This is a genomic window from Bradyrhizobium sp. P2_E8 (assembly GCF_056403875.1).
The window spans coordinates 1-518 of sequence record NZ_JBFUES010001934.1 but is presented as its reverse complement, the minus strand read 5'-3'; the positions used below and the strand labels follow the sequence as shown (position 1 = coordinate 518).

Annotated in this window: 1 pseudogene; it reads left to right on the top strand. The window is 62.5% G+C overall.

Annotation, left to right across the window (positions count from 1 at the left end):
- Positions 1-518, top strand: a pseudogene (locus AC1D00_RS44785) (hypothetical protein); the annotation flags it as partial.

Below are 518 nucleotides of genomic sequence, written 5' to 3'. Positions count from 1 at the left end.
CGTTCGGCCTTCTCGGCCGCAGCATCGTGTTCGTGATCGGCATCCTGCTGGTTATCCCCGCACCCTGGGTCACCGTCTGGTTCTACAAATACATCACGTCGCACATCCAGGTTCCGGGCCGCCCGAATTTCGGCTTTGCCGGCCAGCCGATGGACATCTGGTGGGCCTTGATGGCCAACGCGCTCCTGACTTACGCCGGCGCGACCGGCATATCGTTCGCGCCGCTCCTTGCCGTGATTGCCAATGCGTTTCTCGCCTGGGTGATCCTGCGCTGGATCGTTGCCAACCTCACCTCGAACGGCGAGCGTCTGCCGCTCTCGTTCCAGGGCAGCGCGATCGGCTATGTCGGCTGGTATCTGCTGATGATGATCTCGACCATCACCATCATCGGCTGGGCCTGGGTGATCGCGTTCTGGATGCGCTGGAATTGCCGGAACATCGAGGGCACGCGGCGCGAGGTCGTATTCAATGGCAGCGGCTGGCAGATCCTGTGGCGATCGGTGGTGTTCTCGCTGGCG